Below are 23,690 nucleotides of genomic sequence, written 5' to 3' on the forward strand. Positions count from 1 at the left end.
CTAGATCACAGTTTTTAGTTTCGGGTGATTGTATCGGAGCGAAACCTCAGGTAGTCTGCGTGCTCTTAATATGTATAAATGGATTTTAGGCACAAGTTTTACCGTTAACGTGCGCCAGTCCCAACAGATTATTCGGGTGTTCTGTCTCAATGACAAAAAAGATAACTAAGCCTACAGCTGCAGAACAAACGACAGCAACAAGTAGTGTAGGTAAAAAAACGGCTAACCACCGCAATGCCACCACCACACCCGAGATGCGCCAGTTCATTCAAGAATCTGATTTAAGCGTTAGTCAATTATCTAAAATTCTCAATATCAGCGAAGCCACTGTGCGTAAATGGCGTAAGCGTAACTCTGTCGATAACAGCCCCAATACCCCACATAAACTTAATACCACGCTGTCCCCTATGGAAGAGTACGTTATGTTAGGGCTGCGTTATCAATTGAAAATGCCCCTCGACAGGTTGCTTAAAGTCACCCAAGAATTCATCAACCCCAATGTGTCTCGCTCAGGCCTTGCCCGCTGCTTAAAACGCTTTGGGGTGTCTAAGTTAGATGAGTTCGACAGTCCTTTTGTACCCGAAAAATTTTTTAATCAGCTGCCTGTGACGCAAGGCGCTGATATTCAAACCTATACCCTAAACCCACAAACCCTAGCCGATACCTTGTCACTGCCAAGTCCCGATCCTGACAATGTTGTGCAAGTGGTGTCGTTAAGTATTCCGCCCCAACTGACTGAGCAACAAGCTTATTCTGTGCTGCTTGGGGTCGATTTTAAGTCTGACTGGGTTTACCTAGATATTTATCAAGACAGCCATACCCAGGCGAGTAATCGCTATATTACCCATGTCTTAAAGCACGGCCCGTTTCATTTACGAAAGTTGCTGGTACGCAACTATCACAGTTTTCTTGCTCGATTTCCTGGAGCAAGTCTATCAACTGCCAAGCCTAATAATGGCCAATCTAATGCAGCTGAATCCCTACATCAGGTGGCTAATCCCCTGCCATCAAACGGAGACTCACAATGAGCCAATCCAAGAAAAACACCGATAAACGTCTTAATAAACGTTTAAAAGACATGCCAGTAGCCATTGTTGGCATGGCGAGCATTTTTGCTAATTCTCGTTATTTGAATAAATTTTGGGACTTAATCAGCGAAAAAATCGATGCCATTACCGAAGTGCCTGACACTCATTGGCGTATAGAAGACTATTACGACGCAAACAAGTCCGCGCCGGATAAAAGCTACTGTAAACGTGGTGGTTTTTTACCTGAAGTTGACTTTAACCCAATGGAATTCGGCCTACCGCCTAATATCCTTGAGTTAACGGACTCATCACAATTGTTGTCGCTTATTGTGGCAAAAGAAGTATTAGCCGATGCAGGCGTAGGTGCTGATTACGACACCGACCGCATAGGTATTACGCTAGGTGTAGGTGGTGGTCAAAAGCTGAATCACAGTTTAAGTGGCCGCCTGCAATATCCTGTACTTAAAAAAGTATTCAAAAGCAGCGGATTAAGTGATGAAGACACTGAAATGCTGATCAAAAAGTTTCAAGATCAATATGTTCACTGGGAAGAAAACTCGTTCCCTGGCTCGTTAGGTAACGTGATTGCCGGTCGTATTGCAAACCGTTTTGATTTTGGCGGCATGAACTGTGTGGTCGATGCGGCATGTGCAGGCTCCTTAGCTGCGCTGCGTATGGCGCTAACTGAGTTAACAGAACATCGCAGTGACATGATGATCACCGGCGGTGTGTGTACCGATAACTCACCTTCAATGTACATGAGTTTTTCTAAAACCCCTGCCTTTACCACTAACGAAACCATTCAACCTTTTGATATCGATTCTAAAGGCATGATGATTGGTGAAGGTATTGGCATGGTGGCACTTAAGCGCCTTGATGATGCCGAGCGTGATGGCGACCGTATTTATGCGGTTATTAAAGGTGTTGGCGCCTCATCAGACGGTAAGTTTAAAAGTATTTATGCGCCGCGCCCTGAAGGCCAGGCAAAAGCATTAAAACGTGCTTATGATGACGCCGGATTTGAGCCGCACACCATTGGCCTAATTGAAGCCCATGGTACTGGTACGGCAGCCGGTGATGTTGCCGAGTTTAACGGTTTAAAGTCAGTGTTTTCTGAAGGTAACGACACTAAGCAGCACATAGCATTAGGCTCAGTTAAGTCACAAGTGGGTCACACTAAATCTACCGCAGGTACTGCTGGCGTGATTAAAGCCGCCCTTGCACTGCATCATAAGGTGTTACCGCCAACCATTAACGTGAGCAAACCTAACCCTAAGCTTGGGGTTGAGGATTCTCCGTTTTATTTGAACACTGAAACCCGCCCTTGGATGCCACGCAGCGATGACACTCCACGCCGCGCGGGTATTAGCTCGTTTGGTTTTGGTGGTACTAACTTCCACGTGGTGTTAGAAGAATACAAGCAAGATCACGCCCGTGATGCCAAGTATCGTCATCGCGCAGTAGCACAAAGCTTACTGATCAGCGCAAGCAATAAAGCGGCACTGCAAACTGAGTTAACTCAGTTATTAAATACTGTAAAAGCCATTGATACCGCTTCACCTAATATCAGTGAAATTGAATTAGCCAAGCTAGCTAAACGTTTTGCGGTGACTGACATTGACAGCAAAGCGGCACGTATCGGTATGGTGGTGAGTTCATTAACTGAGCTTGTGACCCAACTAACCCAAGCGATTGCGCAGCTTAGCTCGAACACCAATGATGCATGGCAGTTACCGTCTGGTACAAGTTATCGCACTAGCGCGTTAGTGGCTAAAGACAGCAAGGTTAAAGTTGCCGCACTGTTTGCCGGTCAAGGTTCACAATACGTCAATATGGGCGTTGATTTAGCCTGTCACTACCCAGAAATGCGCCAGCAATTAATGCTAGCCGATAAGGTATTTGCTAAAAACAAGCAAACGCCGTTATCACAAATTTTATTCCCAATTCCAGCATTTGAAGCAGAGGACATTGCAGCACAACAAGCGGCATTAACCAATACCGCTAATGCGCAAAGTGCGATTGGCGCTGTGAGCATGGGACAATATCAACTGCTGACCCATGCAGGTTTTAAAGCCGATATGGTCGCCGGACACAGTTTTGGTGAACTGTCAGCATTATGTGCTGCAGGCGTGATTAGCCAAGACGATTACTACCAGTTAGCCTTTGCCCGTGGTCAAGCCATGGCGGCAACGCCAAAAGGGAAAGATGCTGGTGCCATGTACGCGGTTATTTTACCCGCTGCGACTGATGCTACCAATATTGATAAATTAGAAAACTGCATCAAAGATTTTGATGGTGTGAAAGTGGCTAACTACAATTCACCAACTCAGTTAGTGATTGCAGGCCCGACATCAACCACCAGCGATGCGGCAAAAGCCATTCAAACCTTAGGCTTTAAAGCCATTGCCCTGCCCGTATCAGGTGCATTCCACACACCACTTGTGGCCCATGCCCAAGTGCCGTTTGCTAACGCTATCGGCAAGGTTAAATTTGCTAAGCCAAACATGAGCTTATATGCCAATGGCACAGGCAAGCTGCATCCTAAAGATCCGAAAACGATTCAAGCCGCCTTTAGCGATCATATGTTGCAATCGGTACGTTTTAGCGATCAATTACAGTCTATGTACGATGCTGGCGCCCGTGTCTTTGTTGAGTTTGGCCCGAAAAACATTCTGCAAAAATTAGTCGAAGGCACCTTAGGTAATCAAAGCGATGCCGTTAGCGTTGTAAGCTTAAACCCTAACCCTAAAGGCAATAGCGATATTCAATTGCGCCAGGCGGCTACTCAGCTTGCGGTATTAGGGTTAAGCCTTACTGAGGTTGACCCTTATCAAGCACCGATTGCTGAATTAGCTAAGTCATCACCGATGAATGTGAAGCTAACCGCAACCAACTTCATCAGCCCTGCGACCAAAGCCAAAATGCAAAAGTCACTGGAAACAGGTCAAGTTGCCCTTAAAGAAGTGACAATTGAAGTGCCCGTAGAGAAGATTGTTGAAACTGTTGTTGAAAAGATTGTGGAAAAAGAAGTGATCAAAACAGAATATATTGAAGTGCCGCAAGCTGGCAATGCGAATACGATTGCAAGTAACAGTGCTAGCGCTCAAACAAATACTCAAGCAAACCAAGCGTCTGCACAGGCTCGCTATGCTCCAGCCAGCGCAGCTCTTGTAAACACAGCGCCAGTCAGCCATGACAGCATTGGGGCATTTTTTGCCGCCCAGCAACAAACAGCCGAATTACATCAGCAGTTTTTAGCCATTCCACAGCAATACGGCGATACCTTTGCCACCCTAATGGCGGCACAAACTCAAATGGCAGCATCGGGCGTGGCTATTCCAGATAGCCTGCAACAGTCAATGGCATTCTTCCACCAGCATCAAGCCCAAACGCTGCAAAGCCATACCTTGTTCCTTGAGCAGCAAGCGCTTTCAAGCCAAAATGCGTTAGCCATGTTAAGCGGTCAAGCACCTGTCGCTTTTGCTCAGACTCCAGCCCAAGCCCAAGCTACGCCAGTTGCCGCTCAAGCTCGCGTTCAACAGCCAGTTCAACATATTGCGACTCAAGCTACGGCTCAAGCTGCAGAGACTCAAACGCCTGTCGCTCAAGCTGCAGTCACTCAAGCTAGTGTGCAAAATCGTGCAGCACCGGCTCCACAAGCTGCCGTTGCTATGTCAGCTCCAGCGCCTCAAGTGACGCCAGTTAAAGCCCCTACTCCAGTTGCTCAAGCTGTGGTGAGTTCAGGCTTAAGTGCCGACAAAGTTTTGAATACCATGCTAGAAGTGGTGGCTGAAAAAACCGGTTACCCAACTGAAATGCTGGAACTTGGCATGGACATGGAAGCTGACTTAGGTATCGATTCTATCAAGCGTGTTGAAATTTTAGGCACAGTACAAGATGAGCTTCCAGGTTTACCTGAACTTAGCCCTGAAGATTTAGCCGAATGTCGCACCTTAGGCGAAATTGTTGATTACATGAACAGCAAATTGCCAGCTGTGGGCGCTGCGCCAGCTCAATCAGCTGCTGCATCTGCAAGCAATGGCTTGTCTGCTGCAACAGCCTTGAGCGCGCAAGCAGCCCTGAGCACAGAGAGGGTTCAAAGCACCATGATGGCGGTGGTTGCCGATAAAACCGGTTACCCAACTGAAATGCTAGAACTTGGCATGGACATGGAAGCTGATTTAGGTATCGACTCTATCAAGCGTGTTGAGATTTTAGGGACAGTACAAGACGAATTACCTGGCTTACCTGAACTTAGCCCTGAAGATTTAGCTGAATGTCGCACCTTAGGCGAAATTGTTGACTATATGAACTCCAAATTGAGTGCTGAAGGCTCTAAATTGCCAGCAGCAGGCGCAAGCCCAGTTGCAGCAACGGTAGCATCAGCGCCAGCTTCATCAGTAGGTAATGGCTTGAGCGCAGAAAAGGTACAAGCGACCATGATGTCAGTAGTGGCCGATAAAACCGGCTACCCAACTGAAATGCTAGAACTTGGCATGGACATGGAAGCCGATTTAGGTATCGACTCTATCAAGCGTGTTGAAATTTTAGGCACTGTTCAAGATGAGCTTCCTGGCTTACCTGAACTGAATCCAGAAGATTTAGCTGAATGTCGTACCCTTGGTGAAATCGTTGCTTATATGGGCAGCAAGCTCCCAGCCGCAGGCGCTATGAACTCTCAGCTAACCGCTGAAGGCTCTGCGCCAGCCCTGAGCGCTGAAAAGGTTCAAAGCACCATGATGGCTGTGGTTGCCGACAAAACCGGCTACCCAACTGAAATGCTAGAACTTGGCATGGATATGGAAGCCGATTTAGGCATCGACTCTATCAAGCGTGTGGAAATTTTAGGGACAGTACAAGATGAGCTTCCAGGCTTACCTGAACTGAATCCAGAAGATTTAGCTGAATGTCGTACCCTTGGTGAAATTGTTAGCTATATGAACTCTAAATTAACCGCTGAGGGCTCTAAGCTACCTGCACAAGGCGCAAGCCCAGTTGCAGCAACGATAGTATCAGCGCCAGCTTCATCAGTAGGTAACGGCTTGAGCGCGCAACAGGTACAAAGCACCATGATGTCAGTGGTTGCCGACAAAACCGGCTACCCAACTGAAATGCTAGAACTGAGCATGGACATGGAAGCCGATTTAGGTATCGACTCTATCAAGCGTGTTGAAATTTTAGGCACAGTACAAGATGAGCTTCCGGGCTTACCTGAGTTAAACCCTGAAGACTTAGCCGAGTGTCGCACCCTTGGCGAAATCGTTGACTATATGGGCAGCAAGCTGCCAGGCGCTATGAACTCTCAGCTACCCGCTGAGGGCTCTTTACCCGCAGAGGGCTCTGCTGCCACCGTTCCTGTGAGCTCTGCAAGTGCAGCTGAACTTGCTAAGGATCTACCGCCTCATCAGGAAGTCGCGCTAAAAAAGCTACCAGCGGCGGATAAGTTAGTTGACTGTTTTTCGAAAGACGCATGCATCGTTATCAATGATGACGGCCATAATGCCGGCGTATTAGCAGAAAAATTAGCGTCAACAGGCCTAACCGTCGCAGTGATCCGTAGCCCTAAAACAATCACTGGCAAGCAGTCTCCTTTAAGCAGCGATGTTGCAAGCTTTGAGTTAACGCAAGTCAGTGATGATGCAATTGCCGCCGTGATCAAGCAAATTAGTGCTAAACATAAAATAGCCGGTTTTGTGCATCTTCAGCCTCAGTTTGCTGAAATAAACAATGCATTACCACTAAGTGATGCTGGTTTTAAAGCCGTTGAGCAAGCGTTCTTGATGGCGAAGCATTTACAAAAAAGCTTTGAAACTCTGTCAAAAACTGAGCGAGTGAGCTTTATGACGGTAAGCCGTATTGATGGTGGTTTTGGCTACTTAGATACTCAAGCCTTAGCAACCGCGGAGCTAAACCAAGCAGCTTTGTCAGGCTTAAGCAAAACATTAAGCCATGAGTGGCCAAACGTGTTTTGCCGTGCCTTAGATATCGCGCCAAACGTTGAAGCGCTTGAATTAGCCAAGGCGATTGTTGCTGAACTATTTGATATTGACACATCCACCACTGAAATTGGTATTAGCAGTCAAGGTCGTCACACGCTTAGCGCAACGGCTTGTGCAACAACGCGTTACCAAACAACCACCTTAAACAGCAATGATACTGTGCTGGTAACGGGCGGCGCAAAAGGGGTCACATTTGAATGTGCGCTGACGTTAGCCAAGCAAACTAAATCGCACTTTATCTTAGCCGGCCGTAGTGAGCACTTAGCGGCAAATTTGCCAACATGGGCACAGGGCAAACAAGCCAATGAACTTAAAGCCGCTGCAATTGGCTTTATTCAATCCCAAGGCGACAAACCAACGCCTAAGCAAATTGATGCCTTAGTTTGGCCTATTACTAGCAGTTTAGAGATTGACCGCGCGCTTAATGCATTTAAAGACGTGGGCGCCAGCGCTGAATATATCAGTATGGATGTCAGCTCTGATGCAGCAATTAAGCAAACGCTTAAAGGGCTGAATACTATTACTGGCATCATCCACGGTGCAGGCGTGTTAGCCGATAAACATATTCAAGACAAAACCTTAGCTGAATTAGGCCGCGTATATGGCACTAAAGTGTCGGGCTTTGCCGGTATCATCAATGCAATTGATGCCAGCAAACTTAAGCTAGTGGCGATGTTCTCATCTGCGGCGGGTTTTTACGGCAACACAGGCCAAAGTGATTACTCAATGTCTAATGAGATCCTCAACAAGATAGCACTGCAACTTGCGGCTAACTACCCGCAAGCCAAAGTGATGAGCTTTAACTGGGGCCCTTGGGACGGCGGCATGGTCAGTTCAGCATTAAAGAAAATGTTTGTTGAGCGCGGCGTGTACGTTATTCCATTAGATAAAGGCGCCAACTTGTTTGCCCATAGCCTGTTATCTGAAACGGGTGTGCAGTTGCTTATTGGCTCAGACATGCAAGGTTCTGACACTTCATCACAGGCGAGTGCTGCTGTAAAAAAGCTTAATGCGGACTCTTTGCTTATTGCCGAGCGTTCGCTGACACTGACTTTTAATGGCGTGAACAACACGTATATTGTTGAACGTGTACTTAACCCGCTTTTAATGCCCTTCATTGAAGATCATTGCATTGCGGGTAATCCAGTACTGCCAACCGTGTGTGCCATTCAATGGATGCGTGAAACTGCGCAGCAATTGTGTGGCCAAGCGGTAAGCGTGCAAGATTATAAGTTGCTTAAAGGCATTATTTTTGACACCAATACGCCGCAGGTATTAACCCTGACACTGACGCAAACTGAGGCGGGCTTAAATGCAATTATTGCTAGCCGTCTGCAAAGCGATCCGGTAGACAGTGTGTTAAGACCGCAATATCAAGCGAGCCTGATTGTTAATGACAAAGTTGTTAACCAAAACTTGGTTAACGAGAAAGTTGTTAATGCATCAAACGCCTTACCTGCAATCATCGCCACAGCAAAACAGCTGGCCAATGAAGGTAAAGTGATAAGCACAAACAGCGAGCTTTATTCAAACGGCAGCTTATTCCACGGCCCTCGCCTACAAGGGATTAAGCAAGTGCTGATTGCTGACGATCAGCAGTTAGTATGCAAGGTTGAACTACCGCACATTAACGACAATGATTGTGCAAGTTTTACCCCTAAGTTAACCCTAGGTGGCAGTCAGGCTTTTGCTGAAGATTTGCTATTACAGGCCATGCTAGTGTGGGCGCGCATTAAGCATGATGCGGCCAGCTTGCCGTCTACCATTGGCGAACTAACCACTTATGTGCCTTTTGCATCGGGTGATAGCGGTTATTTAGTACTAACCGTGCTGAAAAGCAGCGGCCGTTCACTCACTGCCGATATTGCGCTTTACCATGAAGATGGTCGTTTAAGTTGCACTATGTCTGCGGCTAAAACCACTATCAGCAAAAGCTTGAACGATGCTTTTACCGCACCGCGCAATAAGCTTGTAGAGGGTGCAATTTGAGTACTGACTTAACAGATAGCTCATTAGCCAGCCGCGCACTAACCAGCGCGGAACTGGCACAAGCCGTGAAGCAACGCCACACTATGCCGCTGCGCATAGCGGTGTTGCTTAACGCGCCTAAGGTGATGGCTCAAACTGAGATCCAGTTTGTTAGCCTTGATGAAATCAATCCGCTGGGGTTTGAACAAGCCCTTGCTGATGCAGCAGAGCTGCTAGCTAGTACTCCATCTGCTACTCAATCTGCTACTCAATCTGATCATAACCAAACGGCAAATGTGATCGTTAATTTGGCGGATACACTTTGGCTAATGCCTGCACTGATGGCGGCAAAAAACAGCATACATCCCCACGCCTTAATTAATGGTGTCGGGATTGCTGAAAATAGCCTTGAAGCAATTAACCAAGCCTTAGCCCATGCTAAACGGGATCACGTTCAGCCTGTGGTACAAACAGTTAAGGCGGGATCTGCTAATCATAAACTTAAACAGCTGCATAGTTTAGTCACCTCTATTGCCACTCGACAGCTTCCGGTGGCTAGCTGTGTTGAGTCTAGCGACGTTAACCAACAAGGTTATTGGTTTTGCGAGTTTCATCAAAGCCGAGTCGCTGCTTTTACAAGTTCTATGTGTGCTAACTCGCACCAAGCGGTCATTTTAACCCAAGGTACTGGGCTTATTACTGCCAAACCTTTACTCAACGCTTCCCGATTATGGTTGCCTATTGGCGCGATATCGATTGCAGATTTGCAGGCTCAGCTCGCTTCATTAGCCTTGTTATTGAGTCGCTTAACAAGTGACTCAAGTAATGATATTGGCTTACTGGAATTGATTAAGCAGCAACTTGTTGGTTATCAGGCTAAATCAGCAATCAACAGCTTAAGCGCTGTGGTGATGGCAAGCAGTTATGCTGCACTTTGTGTTGAAGTCAACGCCATGCTTAACGCCATAAGCCAGACTGACGGTACTGATATTCACTCACAAATTAATTATAAAACACCTGCAGGCAGTAGCTTTACTGCTAAGCCTTTAGGTGAAAATGGCTTAAGTTTTGTCTATCCCGGTGTTGGTACTGTGTATGCCAATATGTTTAAGCACTTGGGCCATACTTTCCCTGCACTTTATAGCGAGCTTGAAAAACAAGGCGATTTACAAGCCATGTTACAAAGCCAGCTAATCTATTTGACAGAAGGTACAGCAACAGCACAGAGTATGAGTTTATCTGAGCTGGCTATTTCAGGTGTTGGCGCCAGTTATATGCTGACTAAGTTGTTAGAAAAAGAATTTAACATCAAACCTAAGTTGGCTTTAGGCTATTCGATGGGCGAAGCTTCAATGTGGGCTAGCCTTAATGTGTGGCAACAACCGCACAGTTTAATCGACGCCACCCAAACAAGTTCATTATTCACCCAGGATATTTCAGGGCCATTACTGTGTGTGAGACAAGATTGGCAACTCGACAATGATGAACTCACTCAAGGTGAAGACATTGTCTGGAACAGTTTTATTACTCGGGCAACGCCTGAGGAATTAGCCCCACACCTTAACGATTACCCTAGGGCATACATTGCCATTATTCAGGGTGATACCTGCGTGATTGCAGGCTGTGAAGCCAGCTGTAAAGCTATGCTCAAGCAAGCGGGTAAACGCGGCATAGCGTCCAATAAAGTCACTGCAATGCACACGCCACCAGCGATGCAAATTATTGAGCAGGTAAAGCAGTTTTATCACCAGCCTCTGATGGCGGACTTACCGAATGAGATCCGCTTTATCACTGCAACAGAAGCTGAGCCAATTGTGTTAAGCCCGGATGCAATAGCCCAATCAATTGCCGATACTTTTTGTCATCAATTGGACTTTACCCAGTTAATTGCCAAGGCTTGTCAGCACGGCAGCAGGCTATTTGTTGAAATTGGCGCAGACAGGCAAACCAGCACGCTAATCGATAAAATATTAGCCAGCCAGCTTGCAGAGAAACAGGTTAATCAAAACAGCTTTTCTGCCCAAGCTATTGCGGTTAATGCCAAAGGTGCAGATGAAAGTATCAGTTTATTGAAATGCTTAGGCCAACTGTTAACGCATCAAGTTCCGATGTCATTAACGCCTTTTATCGACAGTATTGACTGTGCAATCTCACAAGAACTCGCACAAAAATCCGAAAAGCTCGCGGTTCGTGTTGATCCGATATTATCGACTCAAGCACCTCATCCTATTTCAGAAGGAGAACCTCATTGAGTTCTCATAACACCCCAAAAATTGCCATCGTCGGCCTTGCTAATCAGTATCCCGATGCGGATACGCCGGCTAAATTTTGGCAAAACTTATTAGATAAAAAAGACTCTCGCAGTCAAATCAGTCATGCAAAATTGAATGCGACGCCCAGTGATTACAAAGGTGTACAAGGCCAGTCTGATCGCTTTTATTGCGACAAAGGCGGCTACATTCAAGACTTTAGTTTTAATGCCAATGGTTACCATCTGCCAGCCAGCGCCTTTGACGGTTTAGATGACAGTTTTTTATGGGCAACCGATACCGCACGCAACGCCTTAAATGATGCGGGTATATCGTTAAACGATAGCCGCTTATCGCGCACCGGTATAGTGATGGGCACGCTGTCATTTCCAACAGCTAAGTCAAATGAGCTGTTTGTGCCGCTTTATCACGGCGCAGTTGAAAAAGCCCTACAGGTAAAACTAGAACAACCAAACTTTGTCCTGCAGCGATTTGGTGATAAGCAGAGTGTTGGTGCTAATCAACACAAGCCAATCAACTATCGAAACGGAGCGGTTGCTCATAATGCCTCTAAGCTGGTGGCCGATGCACTGGGGTTAGGCGCAGCGCAATTAAGCTTAGATGCCGCCTGCGCAAGCTCTGTTTACGCATTAAAATTGGCCTGTGATTACTTACACACTGGCAAGGCAGACATCATGCTAGCTGGCGCAGTATCAGGCGCCGATCCTTTCTTTATCAACATGGGTTTCTCTATTTTTCACGCCTACCCAGACCACGGTATTTCGGCGCCCTTTGATAGTAACAGCAAAGGCTTATTTGCCGGCGAAGGTGCTGGGGTATTAGTCCTCAAACGCCTTGACGATGCTCAGCGCGATGGCGACCATATTTACGCCCTCGTGAGTGGTATTGGTTTGTCGAACGACGGTAAAGGCCAGTTCGTGCTAAGCCCAAATAGCAAAGGCCAGGTGTTATCGTTTGAGCGCGCCTACCGTGAAGCTGACATAGCGCCAGCCAGCATTGAAGTGATTGAATGCCACGCTACTGGCACACCGCTTGGTGACAAGGTCGAGCTGACGTCAATGGAGCGTTTTTTTGAAGATAAGCTCAATGGCAGTGCGACGCCATTAATTGGCTCAGCTAAATCTAACCTAGGCCATTTGCTGACGGCTGCGGGGATGCCGGGGATCATGAAAATGATTTTCGCCATGCGCCAAGGCGTGTTGCCGCCAAGTATTAATATCAGCAGCCCTATTGCCTCGCCTAATCAATTATTTGGTCAACAAACCTTGCCTAATGAAGTATTACCTTGGCCAGATAAAGCCGGCAATACCGCGCGTCATGCTGGGGTGTCAGTATTTGGCTTTGGTGGTTGTAACGCGCATTTATTAATTGAGTCCTATGATAATGATGCAATAAATCATGGTTCAACCCATACATCGACCAACCAGTTAAATGCGGCTAACACGCCGCTTAACATCATTGGTATGGCCGCGCATTTTGGTCAAGCCAGCAACATTAATGCATTGGCTGACAAAATCACTCAACAACAATCTTTAATGACAAGCTTGCCCGCTAAGCGCTGGAAGGGATTAAATAATCATCCAGCGTTATTGGCCAGACATGGCATTCACTCTGTTCCCCAGGGCGCTTATATTGAACAGTTTGATTTTGACTTTTTGCGCTTTAAAGTACCGCCCAATGAAGATGACAGATTAATCTCACAGCAGCTGTTATTAATGAAAGTCGCCGATGAAGCCATTATTGACGCCAAACTAACACCTGGCAGCAAGGTCGCAGTATTGGTTGCCATGGAAACCGAGCTTGAACTGCATCAGTTCCGTGGCCGGGTTAATTTGCATAGCCAGATAGCCCAAAGCCTTAACGCACAAGGCGTAACCCTCACTGATGATGAATATCTCGCCCTTGAAACTATCGCCATGGACAGTGTGTTAGATGCAGCTAAGCTAAATCAGTACACCAGTTTTATTGGCAACATTATGGCGTCGCGCATTTCATCACTGTGGGACTTTAATGGCCTGGCCTTTACTATTTCAGCGGGCGAGCAATCGGTAAGTCGCTGTATCGATGTGGCGCAAAATCTGTTTGCTTTAGGCTCAATGCAAGAGCCGCTGGATGCTGTTATTATCGCCGCGGTAGATTTATCGGGCAGCATTGAGAATATGCTACTTAAAAATGGCTACTTATCGGCATCGGGTATTCAGCCAAGCGATATTGCCAGTCGCCCCTGGCATGTTGGCGAAGGTGCCGGCGCAATTGTACTGCAAGCTCAAACTATTAATACAAGTTCAAACGGTGTAAATAGTAATGACAACAGTTATGCCAGCATCGATGGCCTGCAATTTAGCAGTAACGATAACGCCAATAGCATAAGCACAAAGGTGTTATCAAAGCCGGCTGATTTGATTGAATTAAATCAGTCCCCTGAAAACCGTTTTGATGCTTCTGGCCAGGCGCTATTTAACCAATTAGCATCAGGTGCGACACAGCTTATCCAAGCACAAGATTTGATGGGACACAGCTTTGCAGCATCTGGCATGGCGAGCATTATTCACACGCTTGTTAAGCTGAATCAGTCAGACGCGAGTGCGGCTAATGCTAACATAGTCACGGTAAGTGAAAATCAATTCTCTAGCATTGATATTTCAGTATCTCAGCCACAGCAACAAGCACTAACCCACAGATTAACGGCGCCACTTGCACAGCAGCTATCGCACACCATAGCCACTGGCAGTAAATTAAGCTTAATCAAGCAAGTCAGCCTTGGCGGACGAGATATTTACCAACATATTATCAATACCCCAATAGCATCAATTGACAGCATTAAAGCTAAATGTGCCCATATTGCTCCGCAAGCACAGCCATCAACTCCGATTGCAGTAGTGCCGATTGCAACACATTCGATTGCACTGCAGCCTACGACAAAAAATGCGCCCTCAACAGAGACGACACACACTATTATGCCTAATCTAAAACCGGCTTCTACTACACAAAACTCTGCACATACTGCAAATGCTGCGTTTACCCAGAGTGTACCGCCAGCCCATTTAAACGCTTTCCAGCAAAATCAGTGGCTAGCGCAACAGGCACATTTAGCCTTTTTGAAAAGCCGTGATGCAGGCCTTAAAGTGGCTGATACCTTGCTAAAACAGCAATTAGCTCAGGTTAATGGTCAACCTTTACAGCAAGCCCAAACTGCAGCTAAAACACAAGCTGCACCGCAAGCGGTAAACGTACTTGCGCAACCTGCACCCCAAACGGTATTAACACCTAATCATGCTAAGGTTCCCGCTTACACAGCCCCTATTCCGGCTGATAAACCGTGCATTTGGAATTACGCTGATTTAGTTGAATATGCCGAAGGTGATATCGCCAAGGTATTTGGTCAAGATTACGCCATTATTGACGGCTATAAACGTCGCGTACGTCTGCCTACCACTGACTATTTATTGGTATCTCGCGTCACTAAACTTGATGCAACCATGAACCAATATAAGCCTTGTTCAATGACCACTGAGTACGACATTCCAGTGGATGCCCCCTATTTAGTCGATGGTCAAATCCCTTGGGCGGTTGCGGTTGAATCGGGTCAATGTGACTTGATGTTGATTAGCTACTTAGGCATCGACTTTGAAAACAAAGGCGAGCGGGTTTATCGTTTATTAGATTGTACCTTGACCTTCTTGGCAGATTTACCCCGTGGTGGCGACACATTACGTTACGACATAAAAATCAATAACTTTGCCAGCAATGGCGACACACTACTGTTCTTCTTCTCTTACGAATGTTTCGTTGGCGATAAGATGATCCTTAAAATGGACGGCGGCTGTGCAGGCTTCTTTACTGATCAAGAGTTAGCTGACGGAAAAGGCGTTATTCACACTGAAGGTGAAATCAAAAATCGTCTAAGTGTGATGAACAATCCTAACAAGCCACGTTTTGACCCGCTACTGCATTGTGATCAAACAAAATTTAACTATGGCCAAATCCATCATTTACTCAATGGCGATATTGGTAGTTGTTTTGGTGGCGCACATGTTAGCCACCAGCTAGAAAATGGCTTGCAGCCATCGTTATGTTTCGCCTCTGAAAAGTTCTTAATGATTGAGCAAGTCAGCAAGCTAGATGTCCGTGGCGGCGCGTGGGGCTTAGGCTTAATTGAAGGTCATAAACAATTAGCACCGGATCACTGGTATTTCCCATGCCACTTTAAGGGCGACCAAGTCATGGCAGGCTCGTTAATGGCCGAAGGCTGTGGTCAGTTATTACAGTTCTTTATGTTGCATATCGGCATGCACACCTTAGTGAGTAACGGCCGTTTTCAACCGCTTGAAAATGCTTCACAAAAAGTACGTTGTCGCGGGCAAGTATTACCGCAACATGGGACATTAACTTATCGCATGGAAGTGACCGAAATTGGTATTCATCCACGCCCATACGCAAAGGCAAATATCGATATTTTGCTCAATGGCAAAGTGGTGGTGGACTTCCAAAACCTCGGGGTGATGATTAAAGAAGAAAGCGAATGTACTCTTTATCCGCTGCTATCTTCACAAACCACTGCAAACACGCCAGCTAATCAAATTATTAGCAAAGCGCCATTAATGGCACAGGTGCCAGACTTGAGCGCGCCAACCAATAAAGGCGTTATTCCGCTTAAACACGTAGAAGCGCCAACTGTAGCTGCCGATTCAAAGTACGCCAACCGCATACCTGATACTGTGCCGTTTACGCCTTATCATATGTTTGAATTTGCCACGGGTAACATTGAGAACTGTTTCGGTCCAGATTTCAGCATTTACCGCGGCTTAATTCCGCCACGTACGCCATGTGGCGATTTGCAGTTAACCACCCGTGTGGTTGAAATTAACGGTAAGCGCGGCGAGCTTAAAAAGCCTTCATCTTGTATCGCTGAATACGAAGTGCCAGCCGATGCCTGGTATTTCAACAAAAACAGCCACCAAGGTGTGATGCCTTATTCGGTGTTAATGGAAATTTCATTACAGCCTAACGGCTTCATCTCAGGCTACATGGGTACAACCCTTGGCTTTCCAGGGCAAGAGCTATTTTTCCGTAATTTAGATGGCGGCGGTAAATTATTACGCCATGTCGATTTACGCGGTAAGACTATCGTCAACGATTCAAAGCTGTTATCAACGGTTATTGCTGGCAGTAACATTATTCAAAGCTTTACCTTTGAACTCAGCGTTGATGGCGAGCCGTTTTATAGCGGTAGCGCGGTATTTGGCTACTTCAAAGGCGATGCGCTTAAAAACCAGCTGGGTATCGATAACGGCAGAGTAACGCAGCCTTGGCATGTTGAAAACAATGTCGCGGCTGACATTAGTGTCAATTTACTGGATAAAGCCTCACGGGTGTTTAATGCACCAGCGTGTCAGCCCCATTATCGCTTAGCGGGTGGCCAACTTAACTTTATCGACAAGGCTGAAATTGTTGAAACTGGCGGCAAATATGGTAAAGGCTATTTAGCGGCGTCACGCACTATTGACCCAAGTGATTGGTTCTTCCAATTCCACTTCCACCAAGATCCGGTAATGCCAGGCTCATTAGGCGTTGAAGCCGTAATCGAGTTAATGCAAACTTACGCCATCAGCAAAGATCTAGGCAAAGGTTTCACTAATCCGAAATTTGGCCAAATACTGTCGGACATTAAGTGGAAATATCGCGGCCAAATTAATCCACTGAATAAACAAATGTCACTGGATGTGCATATTAGTGCGGTAAAAGATGAAGACGGCAAACGTATCATCATTGGTGACGCAAACCTCAGTAAAGACGGTCTGCGTATTTATGAAGTCAAAGACATCGCAATCTGTATTGAAGAAGCATAAGGTCAAAAGGAATAATAATGACAACACAAGTGCATAACGAAAAGCTTTCACCATGGCCTTGGATAGTAGATTCAAGCGATGCCAGTTTTGACCTGGCCACTATTGGCAAAAAACTAAAAAACTTGTCACAGGCATGCTATTTAATTAATCATCCCGAGCAAGGATTAGGCGTTGCCCAACATGCTCAGGTGATTACTGAACAAAATGATGCCTTAACCGCTAACAATCAAAATTTACCGGTTAGCGCCTTTGCTCCAGCCCTTGGCACACAAAGTTTGGGTGACAGTAATTTTCGTAGAGTTCACGGGGTTAAATACGCCTATTACGCTGGCGCTATGGCCAATGGCATCGCCTCTGAAGAGCTAGTCATCGCCTTAGGGCAAGCTGGTATATTATGCTCATTTGGCGCAGCTGGCCTTATTCCGTCACGGGTAGAGCAAGCTATTAGCCGCATTCAAGCGGCGCTGCCAAACGGCCCGTACATGTTTAACTTAATCCACAGCCCAAGCGAGCCAGCATTAGAGCGCGGCAGTGTTGAGTTATTTTTAAAGCACAAAGTACGCACCGTTGAAGCATCGGCCTTTTTAGGTTTAACCCCACAAATTGTTTACTACCGCGCTGCGGGTTTAAGCCGCGATGTTAATGGCGAGATAAATATTGCCAATAAAGTCATTGCCAAAATCAGCCGCACCGAAGTGGCGATTAAATTTATGGAGCCAGCACCTGAAAAAATGCTACAAAAACTGGTTGATGAAGGCTTAATCACCCCAGAACAGATGGCACTAGCGCTATTAGTGCCGATGGCTGATGATATTACCGCAGAAGCTGATTCTGGCGGTCATACTGACAACCGTCCATTAGTGACCTTGTTACCAACGATTTTGGCACTTAAAGATAAAGTCCAAGCTCAGTATCAATACAAAACCCCTATTCGTGTGGGTTGCGGCGGCGGCGTGGGGACACCTGATGCAGCACTGGCGACATTTAATATGGGCGCAGCTTTTATCGTTACAGGCTCAATCAACCAGGCCTGTGTTGAAGCTGGCGCGAGTGAATACACCCGTAAACTATTGGCTACCACCGAAATGGCCGATGTGACTATGGCACCTGCTGCAGACATGTTTGAGATGGGCGTTAAGCTGCAAGTGGTCAAGCGCGGCACCTTGTTCCCGATGCGTGCTAACAAACTGTATGAGATTTATACTCGCTATGACTCTATCGACGCAATCCCTGCTGATGAGCGTGAAAAACTTGAAAAACAAGTGTTCCGCTCAAGTTTAGAAGACATTTGGGCTGGTACTGTGGCACATTTTAATGAGCGCGATCCGAAACAAATTGAACGTGCTAAAGATAACCCTAAACGTAAAATGGCATTGATTTTCCGCTGGTATTTAGGGCTATCTAGCCGCTGGTCAAATACCGGTGAAGTGGGCCGTGAGATGGATTATCAAATTTGGGCGGGTCCTTCGTTAGGCGCGTTCAATGAATGGGCTAAAGGCAGTTATTTAGATGATTATACTCAGCGAAATGCGGTAGACTTAGCCAAACACATGATGCACGGCGCAGCTTACCAAGCACGAGTTAACTTACTTACCGCCCAAGGTGTGGCTGTTCCCGTTGAATTACAACGCTGGCGCCCACAAGATCAGGTGAAATAGTTAACCGTTTGGACAATGCGCAGGTATCAATAAAATAATCAGTAATGTCAGTCTTTTTAAAATGAAGCGACTGACAATTAAATTAGGTAATGGTTATGGTTATGAGCGACACGCAAAAGCTGGATTTTTCAGCGGTAAACGGCACAACATTAGCGTCTTTTAATCAGCATAAAAATCTGATTAAGCGCATGTTAAAAGGCAATAGCGCAACCTGCAGTGAGTGCAATAAACCACTGATATTACAATTGCCACCAAATACTCACAAAGCCAAGCCCAGCGAAAAAGCACCTGGTATTTATTGCGCTAAAGGTTGCACAGATATCGAGCTTGATATGGAAGCGGTAGCCTTAATAAAGTAATAATTTCGCGGGTTTAAACTGACAAAGGCACCGAAAGGTGCTTTTTTGTGAAAAAATGACACCACTAGCCTTAAGCAACATGCTGAGAAAATAAACCAGTATCTGTCATTGACCACAAACAAATACAGTACCATCGACTATAATAAGTTTTATGTTAGATGACCGTGTTCGATTTCATATTAGCTATGTATGTTAAATTTACCATCAGTTACTGCTGTGTGTTAAAGCAGTCGCTCAATTGCAAATCACGGAAGGGTTGCGACAAATATATTTCACCTATCCTTGAAGGTTATAAATGCAATTTAGTTTAATTTTTGCCCTAACGGCTGTACTTCTATCTTCCTTCAGTCATGCTGAAGAGTATCATTTTGCATCAATAGAATCCTTATTTGAGCAACAGGTTGGCCAAATTGTGCTGCCTGAAATTTACAGTAAACTCGGCATAGATATCACTATCACCCCAATGCCAGGAAAACGCGCTCAAAGAGCTGCACTTTATGGCAAAACAGACGGTGAGATAATGCGAATATGGAGCTATAGCGAAGAAAACCCTACCATGCTCCGCGTCCCCACTGCTTATTATCAATTAGAGACCATGGCGTTTGTGCACAAAGATAGCAATATTGTGTTGAAGTCTAAGGTAGACATATCAAAATACAATATATTAAAAATACGGGGAGTGAAGCATACTAATAATATTACCGCCGATTTAAGAAATGTATTTGATTACGATAATACTCAAACTATGATGCAGGCTTTGCGTGATAATCCCTCTAGCATTGCACTCACTAATACTGCTGACGGTTTATATACCATAAAGAAATTGAATATCGATTACGTCAAAGCCTTACCGCCTGCCTTAGCGACATTAGACTTATATCATTATGTGAATCAAAAGCATGCTGCATTAGTACCTAGGCTAGATACAGTGATCAAAACCATGAAACAAAGTGGTGAACTTGATAAGTTACTGCGTAAGGCGGAAGCTGAGGTGTTAGCAAGTTTAGAAACCTCAAAATAAATAGCACATAAAATTAGTCTGTTGACATACTTTTATCATATCCATATCAGATCGATAAATCTTGAATCATCAACAAGTTTAACCCCACCTTTAAAAGTAACATCAGGGCTTATGGATGTGCATTCATGAAAGTGTACATACTATTAAGCTTTAAAAAGTCAATACAACCACATTCCCAACACACTCAAATTATGTGTGAACCATCATTTATTTTTCATAAATGTTTGATTCTCCGCCATAGGGTATAAATAGCCCAAAATACAATTAGTGATATGTTATTGAGTTAACTTAGACTGTTTTACCGAAACTCATAACTTATGATGCTATTTACGTTTTACTTTTAGGGTTTAATTTTATCACCAGCGCACCATATTATATTTATAACGGCTTATTTATAACGGCTAAGTAATTTCATATATCGCATTAGCACTATTTAAGGATTTATCATGACAAATGAATATACCCCTCCAAAAGTATGGACAATGGACAGTGAGAATGGCGGCCAATGGGCTAGCATTAATCGCCCTGACTCTGGTGCCCGTCATGAACAAACTTTACCGATTGGTGAGCATGGGTTACAACTTTACTCATTAGCGACGCCTAACGGTCAAAAAGTGACTATTATGCTTGAAGAGTTACTGGCTGCTGGGGTTGATGCTGCTGAATATGATGCTCACATTATTAACATAGGGGAAGGTAACCAGTTTTCATCTGGCTTTGTGCATGTAAATCCCAACTCAAAAATTCCAGCATTAGTTGATAATTCAGGCCCTGAAGCCGTTAACGTATTTGAATCAGGGGGATTTTATTATATTTAGCCGAAAAATTTGGTCATTTCATTCCAACCGACATCGCACCTCGTACTAAAGTAATGAACTGGTTATTCTGGTTACAGGGCGCAGCGCCTTATCTTGGTGGTGGCTTTGGGCATTTTTACGCCTACGCGCCAGAAAAGTTTGAGTACCCTATTAATCGTTTTTCAATGGAAGTTAAACGTCAATTAGACGTATTAGATAAACAACTTGCCAAAGGCGCATTTATTGCTGGTGATGAATACTCTATTGCGGATATAGCCATTTGGCCATGGTATGGCAATTTAGTACTTGGAAATATTTATAACGCAGCAGAGTTTCTAGACGTCACCAGCTACAAAAATGTGATGCGTTGGGCAAAAGCCGTTGAGCAACGTCCAGCCGTTCAACGCGGAAGAATAGTTAACCGCAGCTGGGGAGAAGCCTGGGAGCAACTTTCTAATCGCCACAGTGCCACAGATATTGATAAGATTTTAGCCCTAAAGCCTTAAAGAATAAAACTTAAGCGGCTAAAAGCTTGTATTATGAGTATATTGCAAGAATAATTATCCAATAGTAAGTCAGTTATCCAATAATAAATGATATTGTGGTTGAACTGACTTATTAGTCTATAACATGGGAGCCAAAATGGATTTTGACACGTTAAGAGCATACCTGCTTGCCAAACCAGAAGCAGTTGAAACATTTCCTTTTGGTCCTGACACACATGTGTTTAAAGTCAAAAATAAAATGTTTGCCTTAATTGGCTGGCACAATGATAGTTTAATGATAAACCTTAAGTGTGATCCTGATGAAGCCATTGCATTGTGCGATATATTCTCATCTATCACCCCTGGATATCATATGGATAAGAAGCATTGGATATCGGTTTATTTCAGCCAATCAACTGAACAGCATGTCCCTGATGGCGAAATACAACGGCTAATGGACAACTCATTTATGCTGGTTGTCAGTAAACTACTCAAAAACGATCAAACATCTATTTTATTGCACTTGTAAATTGTACCTATGCTAATAAAGAATATGTTATTACTTCACTTCAAACTGAAGTAACATTTCCCCTAATCCTTGATATTGAAATTTAACCAAGGTGTCCAAAGGCACTTTAATCACACCGCAATATGATCCTGTAATAATGGCTTGGCCTTTTTTAAGGCTGACACCTTTTGAAGTTAAATAGTTAATTAACCAATAAACTGGACTTTGCGGTGTTTCACACGGATGAACACCGGCAAATAAACGTACTTCATCTTGATGGCTGATAGTGATATCAATCTTACAGGCCTGATAAGCTAAACTTTTATTAATTTCAGGTCCTAAATACAGCCCTTGATTACTTAAGCCATCGGCCAATTTTTCAAAGTAGCTTGCTGAGTAGTCTGCACTGAAACGGCCTTGAATTAACTCCAACGCCATATGTGCTGCACTTATTCCCTTATCAATTTGCTCAATACTGTATGCTTGATTAGCCTCAAAATCTTGACCTAAAACAAATGCGACTTCGGGTTCAATTAAGCCAACAGCAGCGTCATCTTTTCGATTTGGAATAATGGGACAACAGGCTTGTTGATTTACCGCAGGCGCTATAATAGGCGCAAAAATAAGTTGCCCGTTAGCTAGCGGCACTAAACATTTCCACCCTGCTATAGGACTAACTGACGATTGCATCATTTGTTGCTGTACAGCAAAAGCAACGTCAATACTTTCTGGTTTAAATAGTTCACACTCAGATGTGGGAATACTGGCCGTACGTTGAGCCAAAAGATGCTGTGCTAATTGATAGATTTGTTCAAGCTGCGCCATAGGTTTCCTTGATGGTTAAATAGCCTGCCACTGCTGAGTTATTAGCGGTATGTTAATAGTTATATCTTCTAATAATTGCTCATCTGAGTAATATGGAATTCCCTGCCAGAGTGATAACTTGAAAGTACTCCCAGCGATAACTTCACCCACACCTTTTGGCGTACCTGTCATAACAACATCTCCTTCTTCTAAAGTGATAAATGAAGTTAGCTCATTAAAGATTTTTTCGGCAGAATACATCATTAGCTGACTATGTCCCAATTGGGCTAGCTGACCATTGATGGTCAAACTAAAACACCACTCTTGGTTATCATTACTTATCGGAACAAAATCGCTCAATATAGCTGAGCCAGTAAATGCTTTAGCCCGCTCCCATGGCAGCCCTTTGGATTTTAATTGACCTTGTAGCTGACGCTTAGTTAAATCTAAACCAAGGCCAACTGCGCCAAAACGTCCATTCTCAACTAAAAAACATAACTCAGCTTCATAATGAATAGGCTCTTGATGATAGCTCATCAGTTGTGTACTGATGGCACTATTAGGTTTTAAAAACACCACCATATCGTCAGGCATATCATTACCCAGCTCATGAATATGTTCGACATAATTACGCCCAATACAAAGGATTTTTGATGGCGTGACAGCGCCTTGCTGCTTGATCAGTATTTGCTGCATATTAATTTCGCTAAATAATGGAAAACATAAAGAATTATCCCGTATACAAAATAAAACCCCTACACTTAAATTCACCTTTGCCGATATAAAATAATCTTATAGATTCTTTTTGCCTAAAAGATAACCACTTAATCACTCATTTATTTGCCACACAATGTATTAACCATTGATTATATTGACTACACTGGAGCGGCTTAATCCTATTAAAAGCATATAATTATAACTAAAAATTGCTATTCTTATTATCA

10 protein-coding genes and 1 pseudogene are annotated in these 23,690 nt (G+C 44.7%); 9 read left to right on the forward strand and 2 right to left on the reverse strand.

Annotated features, from left to right (window positions below; genetic code table 11):
• Nucleotides 1–149 precede the first annotated feature (149 nt).
• The 9 genes and pseudogenes from L0B17_RS13825 (at nt 150) to L0B17_RS13865 (ending at nt 21,963) form a co-directional block, all read left to right on the forward strand.
• The gene (locus tag L0B17_RS13825) at nt 150–1,028 is read left to right on the forward strand and encodes a helix-turn-helix domain-containing protein (protein ID WP_235085597.1); all 879 of its coding nucleotides are present in this window, start codon (nt 150–152) and stop codon (nt 1,026–1,028) included.
• Nucleotides 1,025–9,016: a type I polyketide synthase gene (locus L0B17_RS13830; protein WP_235085598.1), complete on the forward strand. Its 7,992-nt coding sequence runs from the start codon at nt 1,025–1,027 to the stop codon at nt 9,014–9,016. Before L0B17_RS13825 ends, L0B17_RS13830 begins: the two co-directional genes overlap by 4 nt.
• On the forward strand, nt 9,013–11,247 hold the full coding sequence (locus L0B17_RS13835) for a PfaB family protein (RefSeq protein ID WP_235085600.1): 2,235 nt from the start codon (nt 9,013–9,015) through the stop codon (nt 11,245–11,247). The genes L0B17_RS13830 and L0B17_RS13835 overlap by 4 nt, the downstream gene beginning before the upstream one ends.
• Complete coding sequence (locus L0B17_RS13840; RefSeq protein ID WP_235085602.1) at nt 11,244–17,114, forward strand: hotdog fold thioesterase; 5,871 nt, start codon at nt 11,244–11,246, stop codon at nt 17,112–17,114. The genes L0B17_RS13835 and L0B17_RS13840 overlap by 4 nt, the downstream gene beginning before the upstream one ends.
• 17 nt (nt 17,115–17,131) lie before the next feature.
• Nucleotides 17,132–18,772 (forward strand): eicosapentaenoate synthase subunit PfaD, encoded by a 1,641-nt coding sequence (pfaD, locus tag L0B17_RS13845; protein ID WP_235085603.1) that lies wholly within the window; start codon nt 17,132–17,134, stop codon nt 18,770–18,772.
• 101 nt (nt 18,773–18,873) lie between these two features.
• Complete coding sequence (locus L0B17_RS13850; protein ID WP_235085605.1) at nt 18,874–19,131, forward strand: hypothetical protein; 258 nt, start codon at nt 18,874–18,876, stop codon at nt 19,129–19,131.
• 295 nt (nt 19,132–19,426) lie between these two features.
• Nucleotides 19,427–20,152, forward strand: coding sequence for a substrate-binding periplasmic protein (locus tag L0B17_RS13855; protein WP_235085607.1), 726 nt, complete (start codon nt 19,427–19,429; stop codon nt 20,150–20,152).
• A 446-nt stretch (nt 20,153–20,598) separates the two neighbouring features.
• Nucleotides 20,599–21,455 (forward strand): annotated as a pseudogene (gene yghU, locus L0B17_RS13860) (glutathione-dependent disulfide-bond oxidoreductase).
• Between the two features lie 136 nt (nt 21,456–21,591).
• Nucleotides 21,592–21,963 carry an MmcQ/YjbR family DNA-binding protein gene (locus L0B17_RS13865; RefSeq protein WP_235085609.1) on the forward strand — a complete coding sequence of 124 codons (372 nt, stop codon included), beginning with the start codon at nt 21,592–21,594 and terminating at the stop codon, nt 21,961–21,963.
• A 30-nt stretch (nt 21,964–21,993) separates the two neighbouring features.
• Here L0B17_RS13865 and L0B17_RS13870 read toward each other — a convergent pair whose 3' ends face one another.
• A complete protein-coding gene (locus tag L0B17_RS13870; protein WP_235085610.1) occupies nt 21,994–22,767 on the reverse strand; it encodes a hypothetical protein in 774 nt (257 codons plus the stop codon).
• A gap of 15 nt (nt 22,768–22,782) precedes the next feature.
• The gene (locus L0B17_RS13875) at nt 22,783–23,442 is read right to left on the reverse strand and encodes a fumarylacetoacetate hydrolase family protein (protein ID WP_235085612.1); all 660 of its coding nucleotides are present in this window, start codon (nt 23,440–23,442) and stop codon (nt 22,783–22,785) included.
• Nucleotides 23,443–23,690 lie beyond the last annotated feature (248 nt).

This window comes from Shewanella sp. OMA3-2 (assembly GCF_021513195.1).
GTDB lineage: Bacteria > Pseudomonadota > Gammaproteobacteria > Enterobacterales > Shewanellaceae > Shewanella.